Source organism: Hwanghaeella grinnelliae (assembly GCF_004005845.1).
GTDB classification, from domain to species: domain Bacteria; phylum Pseudomonadota; class Alphaproteobacteria; order UBA8366; family Aestuariispiraceae; genus Hwanghaeella; species Hwanghaeella grinnelliae.
The window spans coordinates 413,228-424,922 of sequence record NZ_SADE01000004.1 but is presented as its reverse complement, the minus strand read 5'-3'; the positions used below and the strand labels follow the sequence as shown (position 1 = coordinate 424,922).

Below are 11,695 nucleotides of genomic sequence, written 5' to 3'. Positions count from 1 at the left end.
ACTGTTTACCACCTTCGAGTCCGGGATTGGTCGAAAATCATGCCCAAACATCGTCGAAATGAATTTTGCGATACGAACTCAACGATAGAGAAACTCTGTCAGAAATCGGGCCTAGGAAAGAAGAGCAGAAAGACAGCATCTTTCTATGATGCGCGGCAACACCAAATTTGATTCGTTTGTAGCCTAATTCGCGCGCCGCCAGCGCGGCCTTGTGCCACAGGTCCAGCAGCACAAGGTCCTGTTGAATGTCCGGGTGAACGTAACTGACGGAAAATCGGATGGTTTCCGAATCAAGTTGGTGGCTGAAATGCCATCCGGCTATTACATCGTCCTCGTAAAAAACGAATGAAGCCGGTGTAAGAATGGCGGCACCGTCCAAGCCCTTGTACATATGCTTCACCGGCGCCAGTTCACGGGGCACCCAGTTTTCCAGGGAGATCACCTCGAGATCCCCCGACTGCCCGGGGTCGAAATCGCGAATATCAAACCGCGCGGGTCCACTGGAAACCGACTCGACCCAGGAAGAGGTAAAGACGGCGTCGACCGACAGGTCGAACAACTTCATCTGCATAACAGGAATCGACCAGCCCTTGTGACGGAGGACAGGCGCGAGGGAAGCCTCGTTTCCAGCCACCTGCGTGAACGACGTGACAAGACGGGAATAGGGCTTCCCCGCCAATCGTGCCTCAAGGCTGTCCAAAAGCGCCGACGCAATCCCCCTGCGCCGATGCGCACGATGAGTGGATATGGACAACAGTTCAACGATTTCGTCCGGCTTGCTGCTCCGGGCGATCAAAAGGCCTACCGGGCGATCATCCACCCAGGCACCGAGCACGAAAAGATCTGACTCCGCGATGCCCGATGCCAAGAATTTTCGATAGCGGGGAAAAGTCAGAGATGCGAAGGCAGACGCTTCCTCTGGTTCCACGCTATCAACCCGCAAATCCATTATACTTCCTTCGACTGGTCCAACTCGGGCCGGCGCGTCGTTATTACGCCACATCTTTGTTCGCACCATAATTATTTTGCCAAGATCGTGTACAGCAACGATGGAACTTGGCGCGGCCGAAGTTACGAGTCGGTCGGCCCCGCAATGTCTGCGGCATATGCGCAATTGGCAGTGGAGAAATGTTGTGGATAAAAGCGCCACCAGGAGGAAATAGGTGAGGCAATAGTTCTACTAATGACAAATTGGGGTCAGCTCGAGCTCCCCCAAACCTCAAAAACATCTATTTCAATCAATTAGCTAAGCATTTTTTTGGCGACCCCGGCAGGACTCGAACCTGCAACCTGCTGATTAGAAGTCAGCTGCTCTATCCAGTTGAGCTACGGGGTCTTGCGAGTGCAGTAGGGTGCCTATAGCGGAATTTTCAGCGAATTTCCATCTTCGGGGAAGCCGGTCGCGAGCGGTTGGGCCGCTTATCTGTTTCAGTTGGCAAAAAGCGCTAGTGGGTCCAGGGTTCCTGGCGCGAATAGGCGAAATTGTCCGCATAAGCCTTGGGCTTGATCTTGCGGGTCTTTTCTTCCTGAACCGTATAGGTGTGGCCGTGCTTCTTGGCGTATTCGATCGCCTCTTCCTTGCTGTCGAAGCGAAGCGAGACCTGCTTGCGGGTATCCGATGATCCGACCCAGCCGATCAAGTCGTCGGGCGTGGCACGGTCCGTCTGTTCGAACTCCATGACCCAGTTCTTGATCTTGCCGCGGCCGGACTGCATCGCCGTCTTGGCCGGTTTGAAAATCCGTACTTCCATGGTTCGTAAGCTCCCGCGCATTCGTGCGGGCCAGCATACAGCGAAGAAAGCGCCTCGCCAAGACGTTCAAGCATGGGTGATTTTGCATTGTTTTCAGGTCGTTGACCAATGTCGGTCATTGTTGTGAAAGCCACCTTCCAGGATACCGCGGCGCTCGCGTTTTCCGACCATGCAGTGCTAAACTACGTGCTGAACAGTTCCCCGCTTCCGACGCGTCGCACCAACCACGGACAGGAGCATCGATGCCCTCCGGCACGCCATTCGTAACCACGGTCATCCGGGCCTATAACCGACGAGACCGTATTTCCAAGACAATCCACTCAGCCCTGAACCAGACCCTTGCCGACCAGCCGATCATCGTGGTGGACGATGCATCGACAGACGGCACCGCGGATGCAGTGCGTCAAGAATTCGGCGACCGGGTTCAAGTTATTGAGCATGAGCAGAACAAAGGTCCCGGCGGCACGGCCAATACCGGGCTGAACGCCGTGACCACGCCTTTCACCGCGTTCCTGGACAGCGACGACCGGTGGCAGCCCGAATACCTGGAAACAATGATGGCTGTGTTCCGCGACAATCCGGGTACGACCTTCGCTTACTGCGACCTACGACGCAGTTTCTCTGCCCTGGGCATAGACCGTCCGGCGGAATGCCAACCCCCCAGTACCATTCTCGAGAATCTCGCGGGGCCGGCGGTCACGATGAGCCTGGTTGTGGTCCGGACCCGCACCGCGCGCAACGCCGGCGGTTTTACCGAAACACAGCGCATTGGTGAGGACTTCGATTTCTACATACGCATGTGGCTGAAGGCGCCGGGCAGTTTCGTTTACATTCCCAAAATAATGGTCGAGTACGACAATTGGTCAGGCGGCATCACAAAGGATACCGATGCCTTCCTGCAGCATGTTTTCTATCACGTTGATAAATTCCTGCAGGAACCGGCCTTTGCGCATCTCGCCGACAGCAAGGCCGCAATACTGAGCCGCCGTTCCTTCGGCATCGCCGCGAACCGCGAAGTCGACAAATGGCTGAGCAACCTGCCGACACGAAGTTTCTGCATCGTCATCCCAGGTGTTGATGACGAAAAAGTATTGGTTGAGACATTGTCGTCCATTGCCGCCCAACGCTTGCCCGCCCGCGAAGTGGTGGTTCTGCACACAATACCGATTACCGCGCCGGAACTGCTGGCGCCGGAATGGCCATTCCTGCTTCAGCTCTTCCCACAAGGCCCCAAAGACAGCAAAGCGCGTGTGCTCAGGAACGCGCTGGCCATGACCTCGTCTTCCTTGATCCTGTGTCTGGAACCGGGCGACATCCTCTCACCCGACGCTTTAGACGATCACCGCCGCGCTTTTTCCTGCAGCTTCCGGACGATCGGCTTCAGCTATGGCGGCACCGCCGACCGCCCCTGCCCGCCGCCCCTGCCCTTGGGTCTAGCGAAAGTGTCCAAGGCGGCGCTGATGGAAGACGCGCCGGGGCTGCTTTCCTCCATGGCGGTGTCGCGCAAGACATTGTTGAAATCCGGCGGGGTACCGGATGTGCCCGACGATGCCCTATGGTTTGCCTTGGTTTGCCAGCTTGCCGCATTGCATAAACCCGGCGTGCGAATCAAACACCCCGTCCTGGACCGGCATGTCGGAACGTATTCCAGTTGGGGCAGCAAACTGGCCGCCCTTGAGGCTTTTACCAGTACGGAAATCGGACATGGCAGCCAGGGCATGCTCGATGAATTGCGCGACATGGTGGACTATGCCTGAAACGACGTTGCCTGCCCCCGTAATCATCGTCGCCCCGATGGGCAGAAGCGGCACCAACTACCTGAAGTCTATGCTGGAAACGCATTCGGACCTGTACCCCGTCGATGTTCGCGAGGATTATTTGAATGTCGGGGCGGAGAACTTGAATGACTATGTAAACGCCGTCTTCAAAATGTGGGACGGCATGGATGGCGGGAATTACATCGGCCCGGAGACAGTTGGCCGCGACGACATGCTGCAGGCGCTGGGAAAGGGGCTGCTGTCCTTTATAGGAGGCGACAAGCACCCAAACCTGCGTCCCCTGACCAAATCGCCCGTCGCCGGGGACTGGGATGTTGGGTTGCGCATGTTTCCCAACGCCAATTACCTGTTAATCGTCCGCGATCCGCGATCAATTGCCGAGAGTTTCCTGAACGTTCGCTCGGCCTGGAGCATGAACTTCACACTGGAACAACTCGCCGCTTCCTGGGCCCAACGGATGCGGGCGATCTCCAAGACGATCGCCGACAATCAGGACGCGGTCCGCGAAGGGCGGATCGTGACGGTTCGGTATGAAAAACTGGTCGCAGATCCCGCCGGCGTCCTGAACAATGTGCTGGAGCGTATCGGCTTGCCGCCTTTTCCGGAAGAAGGCGCACCCGATGAGGACTTCCCCGTTATCGGATCCAGCTTCGGCGCACGGACCGAGGCCGGCCGGGTCGACTTTACGCCCCAGCCGAAACCGAAAGACTTCGATCCAACAAAACGCTGGGCGGATTGGACGCCCGCGCAACACCATAAGTTCAACCGAATTTGCGGTGCTTTGATGAAAAAATGGGGATACGAGCCGATCGACTAGGCGGATGATCGGATACCTGATCAGCACATACGACGTTTAAACGCCGGATCCGCTTTCCACGATTTCTTCGGCTTGCTCCTCGAAGACTTCCTGGATCGCTTCCTCTTCCAGCACGTCGGTGCCGAGGATGGTCTCCAACTCGCGTACCGTAATCGGTTCGTCGCCCAGCGGGTCGACCAAACCGGTATCGGGGTCGACCGTTTGCTGTTCCAGGCGATCCTGCAGATTGTTCAACACCGCGTCCGGTACATTGACCGCGGTGGCAGAACCGGTTGGTGTCTCCAGCGCGCCCAAGGCATCACCCAGATCGCTGGGATTGATTTCGGCGGGCGGGCTGATTTCGCCGTCGGCGGAAATATTGAAAGAGAAACCCGCCGTATCGATCGCGATGCTGTCACCATTGATGCTGTCGACCGTCATCTGATCGCCGAACACGAAGAAGGCTTGAATGCCGCCCCCTTCAAGAACACGCACCAACGCGACGCCGCCGCGCACGCCGATCGTGCCGACCACCGTTGCGATGTTGACTGAACCGGATTTACTGATGGCGCCACCGATAAAACGCATCACGCCCGCGGCCTGTTGGACCACCATGGTGCCCGTGCCAGAGACCGGATCGTAAACGTATTCGTCGATTGTGATCGACGCGTTCGGCCCCAGGGTCATATTCGACTCGTCCCGGAACAGAATGTGCAGATGCCCTTCCGGACCGGTCGTAATGTTCTCGTTCCTGAAAATTTCATTGCCGATGGCGATCGTACGCGGCGCCGACTCACCAAGCACCGCCTGAATCGACGGGATCGCCACCATGGCGGAACCCGCCACTTCGGCTGCGTCCTGCGCATAGCCGGGCTGGCCGACGATAAAGGTCAGCAGACTGGCCGACGCTAAAAGATGGAACCGGTTCATGTTACGCGCCCCGATCCATTTCCATCATAACCATAGCAAACACACTCACTTCCTTCGATCCTGCCCTTGCCTAAAACCGCCATGTAACGCCGGCGGACACAGTCGTGTCCTCGGTTACGAAATTCGGCAGGTTACTGTCCCTCGTGGAATAGCTGGCAGACAGATCAAGCGTTAAGTCTTCCGCGATCGGTGTGGTGTTCGACAAGTCGAACTCCCATTGCTCGTCCTCGCGCACCGTATTGACGGAAATACTACGATCCAGCCCTTCGAAATCTGACTCGGTATAGGCGGCGGCGAAACGGAGCCGGGATTTATCCTCCGTGAAGGAGAACGGATACCGATAGGTTACCGAACCGCGATACCGGTGCTGTATACGATCATCCGATTCCCTGTTCGTATCCCGCCAGTTGCCACGATAGTCGAGGCGCCCGGACAGGGTTTCAGTGAACAGATAGGTCGCGCCGGCGCTCAGGCGTTTCTCGTCGCCGTCCAGGTTTTCAAGCCCGGGACGGTCGGTTGTCGCGCGATAATCGACGTATCGGTATTCGGCCGACTGGCTGAAAATCCAGCGCCGGTCTACCAATTGCTGCGCTTCCACGCCGGCGCCGCCGATCATAAGTGCGGCCCTGCCGCCCAATTCCCCGGCGCTACCGATCACGTAAGGACGGACGCGCACTTGCAGCTCCTTCTCCTTGACGAGATCGAACCGAATGCCGGGCGTAACTTGCACGACACTCAGGTTATTGGTCGTTTCTTGCCGTTGTTTGCGAACGAACAGAAAACCGCGCGTGTCCATCGCGATATCGGACGTGATTTCATACCCGGCGCGGAGAGAAAGGGTCGTCGACCAGTCCCAATCACTTTCTTCCTGCGCGTTGGCCTGAACCGCGACCGCCTGGTCGTTGATCAGTACGATGTCGCTGTTCGTGCCGCCGGTTGCGTTGGTCCGGAACCGCAAGGCGGAGGAAAGGCTTCCCGACATGCTGAAGGGATCTTTTGCTTCCGGTTTGCCCCCCGCCATCAGCGCCAGGATGATATTGGCATCCTGAACCTGTTCCGGCGTTAGCTTGCCCGAGGCGAGCGCATCTTCAACATAGAGCCGGGCTTGCGGGAAACTGCCCATCCGGGAATACAAGTCCCCCAGCAGCAGCTTCAACGTCGCGTTATCCGGCGCCCGCAGCAGCAATCCCGACAGAATACCGACCGCCTGTTCGTAACGGCCTTCGTCGATTGCCAGTTCGGCGAGAGACAGACCGTCATCGACCGAGGCCGATTTGATTGTCTTGTCCAACTGCACCGTGGCTTCCTCGGACACGGAATACGACGTTCCTTGCGCCGCAGCTATGCCGCTGCACGCCAACAGTATGAAGAAAGAGAGTGACGCCCCTTGTAGGGCTCGGCGTTTAGCGCCGTGGGCCACGCTGTTCATAGAAGGACCGATCAAAATGCCAAACCTGTATGACGGGACAGTATCAGAATATGTCTAAAAACTGCAAAGGGGACATGCGCTTTCGCGTTAGTTCGTGAGAATTTGTCGCAAATTTGCAGCATTGACGCAAACCCCGGAAAAACCGCGAAAAACAGACTTTCTCTCCACAAAAAGGGGGCACACCCGAGGGATTTGTTCCACCATGGTTCACATCAAAGACACTGCGTTGACGTCCCGAATGAGCAAATCGGCCCCGAAAGGCCCCAGCTTGTGAGTTGGTCGGGGCGGTCTGATTCGAACAGACGACCCTCTGCTCCCAAAGCAGATGCGCTACCAGGCTGCGCTACGCCCCGACCGAGGAGATGCCCGGGTTTCTAGGCAGAAACTGATGCCTTGGCAAGCGGGTGAAATGTCGATTTAGGCCAGGAAATGCAGTTCAGGACAGGCAATGTCATACTTTACGTCATACTAGCGGCACAGCCGAGCTGCACTAGGCGAGGCCAAATCTCACGTCCCAGAAACGCAAACATCCGCATTCTTCTAGCAGTAATTTGACGGATTTGCCGATTTTCAACTTATCAATCAAGGTTTCCTGCTGCCAAAAAGCCAACTTAGTACGTTCAGTTTAACTGCGAGGAAGACTTCGCGCGCCCAATCGGGAAGATCGAAAAACGACAGCGATATACGAGAGTGGCGCTCGATTTCCCACACCCCGGCAAGCCGCGGTCATCTCCCAAATTGAGGCTGGTCCTCCGCTAGATCACTCCAATAATAGATCCAAAGATCCTGACGACAGCACCACCTCAGCCCGCTGTTTATTTCCACCGACGATAGAGACATACTCTGAAACATTGATACAAGCGGACCGTGCCCAACCAAATGAGTTCAGAACAACTCACCGATCAAGCAGCGCCCTCAATAACCAAAATTCTTGCGGCCGCGAAGTGGAAGCACGCGCTCTTTACCACATATGCGCTGAGTCTGAGCTATTTTGAGTCTGAAATCTTGACGGTTCTCCACGAGCAGGGTTGCAGCGATATCTGGGTCGTCGCGGATGCCAAAGGGTATAAGTCATCCTTGCAGGAACGGAGATCGATGCGGATTGGCCAGGAATACCGCCTGATTCCCGTCGGATTGCCGAACGGCGTCTTTCATCCAAAATGCATTCATCTCGCCGGCGATGAAGGACAGATCCTTCTTGTCGGCAGCGGGAACCTTACATTCGGCGGACACGGCCGTAATCTTGAGATATTTGATGTTCTGAGCCCTGACCGTCACCCCACAGCCTTCGCAGATTATGCTTCGTTTTTGGAAACACTTGGAAGCAACACAAAAATCCAGATTCCAAACCGTGACTGGATTGGCGCTTTCGCCTATCGCGCTAGCCAGGCCGCCGAAGGGGGAGAGGACGCCGGTTCAGATCCGCTCCGCATTATTCATTCGCTGGAGGCACCAGCCCTCGAGCAGATAGCCCAGTCCTTGCCGTCGGGCGAAACACCGGCGGCATGCCGGATTGTATCTCCGTATCACGATCCTGACGGCAAAGCGGTCCGCAGGATAATCGACACCACCAATCCTTCATCCTGCTCTGTATCCGTGCCGATCTCAGGTTCATCGCCCTTTCCTTTCGCGAAAGCGCAGGCATGGCCTACACCGGCAGCACCTGCCCGGCCGCGGGGCTTCGATAACCGTTTCGTCCACGCCAAACTGATCGAGATATCCTATGGTGCCCGAACCTTTGTTCTTGCTGGCAGTTTCAATGCGACCACAAAGGCGATGCTCACCACCGATAACGTAGAGCTCGGAACGCTTCGGTGGTTCGACCGAGCGGCCCCATTAGGGGAATGGAACAGTTGCGAGGCCCCCGACTACGAAGACACGCAGCGCCAGCCTTCCGGTATCGGCACCGAAATCATTGTCTATGCAGCCTTCGAAAATGACTTGCCCACTCTGCTACGCGGATCACTCGTTGCCGCAGTGCCGGTGCCCGGCGCATGGTCCCTCCGCCTGGAACAACCTGACGGTTTTACGTTCGCGACTGAGGTTTTCGTTTCCGATGACGGAAGCTTTATCCTGGATCATCCCGATTTGGAACAAATGTCCCAAATGCCGTCGCTTCAGATCCTGCTTCGCAAAGACGACCGTGAAGCCCGCGGCTGGGTTCATAACGACATGCTCTTGTCCTATGGCATGCGACACCGAATCACGGCTTCTGCCGTAGGCCGCCTCATTCGTCGTGAAGGCACGGACGACGATCTGATGGCCCTACTCGATTATTTCGCAGTATCTATCCACAATCACCTCGATGTATTCCGCCAGCCAATCACGATCCCTGTCGTCGATGAAAAGAGAGAGGATTCAGATCAGGAAGTCATGCGCATCGCCATAGACGATCTGGCGCCCTCGACTCATCAGCCCGACGCCGAGGCCCCGTATGACAGGTCCGGATTGAAAATCGCCGACCCGTTTGAAGTTGCCGTGGCCCAAATCAGAAGGATGTTCCTTGGTCACGGTCTTGACCGTCGCAAAGCGCCGCCGCCGGTCGCCAGCGCACCTGAAATCGAGGATAGTGAAAATCCCGACGCCGGAGGCGGTGGAAATCTTAATGACGGCAACAAGGCCGCCAAGAAGGGCATTAACGAATTCGAAGCCAGGATCGAAGAGGCACTCTCGTTAAGCAAAGACGATGGTATCGGACGTGCCGGGCTGCTTGTCGTTCATCTCGAAACAGGCATGTATTTCAGGATAGGTCGACCAGGTGTTCTTGATGAGGCCCCCCAAACGTTCCTTTTGCGATGGCTCCGAAACGCTGTTGCGCATCACGCGCCCGAACCCGCGACCATCTCGCCACTTGCTCAGCACATCGTTACCGGCGCGGCGCTGGCATCCGAATTGATCCCGGGAAGCGAGCTCTTCCTGCATGATCAGCTTGAGCATTATTTTCGAGGCACGGTACCGGCAGAAGCAGCCACCAACCTCCTGTTGCCGGCAGATCAATATGGCTTTGCCATCGAACTGGGACGAGGGCGGCCAGACATGGACCTCTCCGCGGCGCTGAGCCGAATACTGTCAACGAAAACGACGCGGGGCCAGCTGCAGGAAGCGCTACAGATGCGGGAATCCGGCCGACCGTTTCCAAAAGACTGGCCTGTATTCCAGTCCCCTATAGGACACCTTCTTTCGGAAGCTTTCGCCTCTGAGAATTGGACACGGCGTGTCAAGCCGTCACGTCATTCCTATGAGGGCTGTATTCATTGTTACTCTGTGTTCCCGAACCACGAACTCGGCGTATTCCGGCGCAACAGGATCGGTCATTGCGTTCAATGCCGGAAATTCTCATTGGGGGTGTTGTCGTGATCGCCGATCTTCCGACGGCACCTTTTTTCCTACCTCCTCACGAAACGGAAAACAGCGGCGTCGACTTTCTCGGTCTTCGCCAGGTCAACCTCGACATGATGGGTGAACTGATCCCCTCCTTGAACAATGTTGTCGATTATGTCCGGCCTTTCACTCTGCTTTCGTGGATACACTGGAAGTTCCACGATCTTTGCGTTTCAAACAGCATCACCAATCCAACCCTCGACGACCTGATCCTCTTCAGACAGCGAATAGAAATCCTGTTTACCTGGGGCGCCACGGTAAACCGCCCAGAGGGCCGCATCCCGGGCACAGGGGCAAGTAAACCTTCCCCGAACCCGGATGGAACCTATCCGCTCACGTTCGAGGCTTGGAACCGGAAAGAAAGCAGCACCAGCTTGATCGCAGCGCTTTGGTACGGGCCCGCCTCCAAAATCGTGACCGGACTCGGCTTTCTCGAGGCCATACCCGGGAAGCCCGGCGCCTTCCGCCCTACAAAGACCGGCGTTTCCCTCGCGAGGATCCTGGATGAGAAGCTCAGAACGAAACCCGATCTCTACGAGCAAGCCTTTGATCGGTTAGGTCCGGTCAACGGGACCGAGGACATCGCCAATGAGCTTTGGGGCCTCTGGAGACCGGACGACGTCCTACTTGACGAAAGCGAAGTTTTCTCAAAGACGCTTTACGATCCTGCCTGGAGAACAGCGACCCGAGGCCTGAACAGCCGGCGCAGTGCGACGCTCTCACTATTTCTGGAGCATCTGAGGCAGACACCGGTTTCGCAATCAGCCGACGAAATTCGTGAAGGAGCGGCACTGTCCATCCTCCCCGACGGCCGGACATACGATCTCCCTGCAGATTTAATTGAAACCCGCAATGCTTGGCTCATTCTCCAGATGCGGCAGTTGCAGCGGCTATGCCTAGAAGGCCTACTTTCCTGGTTTGAGCAACGCGTCATCGAAGACGGCCTCAGAGAAACGTCGGAAATCGCCGAACGACTTGCAGGAGGATGGGACCCAGCTGATTTTGGATTTGATCCGGACGGCAGTTCCTCCAAGATTCTTGGATCGATTGCTGCAAAATCGTCTACTGTGCACAGCTTCATAAAGGCGATACACGACAGTCAGGTTCCGAACCCATTCCGGTTGATAGATTCTCTTGTCGCGTATTTGGGAAATAAAGACGCGCGGATCGCTTCGGCATCTCTTGCCGGTTTGCACTTGTGCGCTGCCTTCGCCGGCATACCGGGACTGAATAAAGACTATCTAGCCTATGGCGGCGCCCGGCGATTATCCCTACTGGATCTATATAGGCGGCTATCGGGATTGGAAGCGCCTACTATGCGGGGCACAGCTGTCTTTGTTCTCGAGACGTTGATCGTGAGCCAGCATTTTGCCACAGCGGTGAACCGGTTCGACGGACAAAAGCAACGCCTAAAATTCACTATAGAAGAGCATGGTTTGACCCATCTGACAGGATCCCCCACGCGTCCGTCCGTAACGGCGGATAGGCTCCCAACTTTCCTGCGGCTGGCCGAGCAATCCAAAATCATCTTGTCTCAAGAACCGAATAGATACTCGCTCCCCCCTGAAAGCAGTAGGACGCATAATTGATGCCTGGAGGAGCCGCAAATCCTCCGTTACGCAATAACATC

Annotated in this window: 8 protein-coding genes and 2 tRNA genes; 4 read left to right on the top strand and 6 right to left on the bottom strand. The window is 56.3% G+C overall.

What is annotated here, in order from left to right; genetic code table 11:
* Positions 1 to 37 precede the first annotated feature (37 nt).
* The 3 genes from EOI86_RS22805 to EOI86_RS22795 all read right to left on the bottom strand — a co-directional run bounded on the left by EOI86_RS22805 (position 38) and on the right by EOI86_RS22795 (position 1,751).
* Complete coding sequence (locus EOI86_RS22805; protein ID WP_161973967.1) at positions 38 to 949, bottom strand: GNAT family N-acetyltransferase; 912 nt, start codon at positions 947 to 949, stop codon at positions 38 to 40.
* 310 nt (positions 950 to 1,259) lie between these two features.
* Positions 1,260 to 1,336, bottom strand: a tRNA-Arg gene (locus EOI86_RS22800).
* Between the two features lie 109 nt (positions 1,337 to 1,445).
* On the bottom strand, positions 1,446 to 1,751 hold the full coding sequence (locus EOI86_RS22795; protein WP_127767988.1) for an ETC complex I subunit: 306 nt from the start codon (positions 1,749 to 1,751) through the stop codon (positions 1,446 to 1,448).
* Between the two features lie 242 nt (positions 1,752 to 1,993).
* Here EOI86_RS22795 and EOI86_RS22790 point away from each other — a divergent pair, with 242 nt between their 5' ends.
* Positions 1,994 to 3,508, top strand: coding sequence for a glycosyltransferase family 2 protein (locus EOI86_RS22790; RefSeq protein ID WP_127767987.1), 1,515 nt, complete (start codon positions 1,994 to 1,996; stop codon positions 3,506 to 3,508).
* The gene (locus tag EOI86_RS22785) at positions 3,501 to 4,346 is read left to right on the top strand and encodes a sulfotransferase family protein (RefSeq protein WP_161973965.1); all 846 of its coding nucleotides are present in this window, start codon (positions 3,501 to 3,503) and stop codon (positions 4,344 to 4,346) included. The genes EOI86_RS22790 and EOI86_RS22785 overlap by 8 nt, the downstream gene beginning before the upstream one ends.
* Before the next feature lie 36 nt (positions 4,347 to 4,382).
* On the opposite strand, the gene EOI86_RS22780 is transcribed toward EOI86_RS22785, so the two are convergent.
* The 3 genes from EOI86_RS22780 to EOI86_RS22770 all read right to left on the bottom strand — a co-directional run bounded on the left by EOI86_RS22780 (position 4,383) and on the right by EOI86_RS22770 (position 7,037).
* A complete protein-coding gene (locus EOI86_RS22780) occupies positions 4,383 to 5,255 on the bottom strand; it encodes a FecR family protein (RefSeq protein WP_127767985.1) in 873 nt (290 codons plus the stop codon).
* Positions 5,256 to 5,325: 70 nt separating this feature from the next.
* On the bottom strand, positions 5,326 to 6,570 hold the full coding sequence (locus tag EOI86_RS22775) for a porin family protein (RefSeq protein WP_161973963.1): 1,245 nt from the start codon (positions 6,568 to 6,570) through the stop codon (positions 5,326 to 5,328).
* 390 nt (positions 6,571 to 6,960) lie between these two features.
* Positions 6,961 to 7,037 (bottom strand) — tRNA-Pro (locus EOI86_RS22770).
* A gap of 526 nt (positions 7,038 to 7,563) precedes the next feature.
* Here EOI86_RS22770 and EOI86_RS22765 point away from each other — a divergent pair.
* On the top strand, positions 7,564 to 10,041 hold the full coding sequence (locus tag EOI86_RS22765; RefSeq protein WP_127767983.1) for a phospholipase D-like domain-containing protein: 2,478 nt from the start codon (positions 7,564 to 7,566) through the stop codon (positions 10,039 to 10,041).
* Complete coding sequence (locus EOI86_RS22760; protein ID WP_150132809.1) at positions 10,008 to 11,654, top strand: hypothetical protein; 1,647 nt, start codon at positions 10,008 to 10,010, stop codon at positions 11,652 to 11,654. The genes EOI86_RS22765 and EOI86_RS22760 overlap by 34 nt, the downstream gene beginning before the upstream one ends.
* The last annotated feature ends 41 nt before the right edge of the window (positions 11,655 to 11,695 follow it).

Bases quoted from the DNA above. Each gene is read 5' to 3' on its own strand.
- EOI86_RS22805 (WP_161973967.1), bottom strand. From the start codon at position 949: ATGGATTTGCGGGTTGATAGCGTGGAACCAGAGGAAGCGTCTGCCTTC.
- EOI86_RS22795 (WP_127767988.1), bottom strand. From the start codon at position 1,751: ATGGAAGTACGGATTTTCAAACCGGCCAAGACGGCGATGCAGTCCGGC.
- EOI86_RS22790 (WP_127767987.1), top strand. From the start codon at position 1,994: ATGCCCTCCGGCACGCCATTCGTAACCACGGTCATCCGGGCCTATAAC.
- EOI86_RS22785 (WP_161973965.1), top strand. From the start codon at position 3,501: ATGCCTGAAACGACGTTGCCTGCCCCCGTAATCATCGTCGCCCCGATG.
- EOI86_RS22780 (WP_127767985.1), bottom strand. From the start codon at position 5,255: ATGAACCGGTTCCATCTTTTAGCGTCGGCCAGTCTGCTGACCTTTATC.
- EOI86_RS22765 (WP_127767983.1), top strand. From the start codon at position 7,564: ATGAGTTCAGAACAACTCACCGATCAAGCAGCGCCCTCAATAACCAAA.
- EOI86_RS22760 (WP_150132809.1), top strand. From the start codon at position 10,008: ATGCCGGAAATTCTCATTGGGGGTGTTGTCGTGATCGCCGATCTTCCG.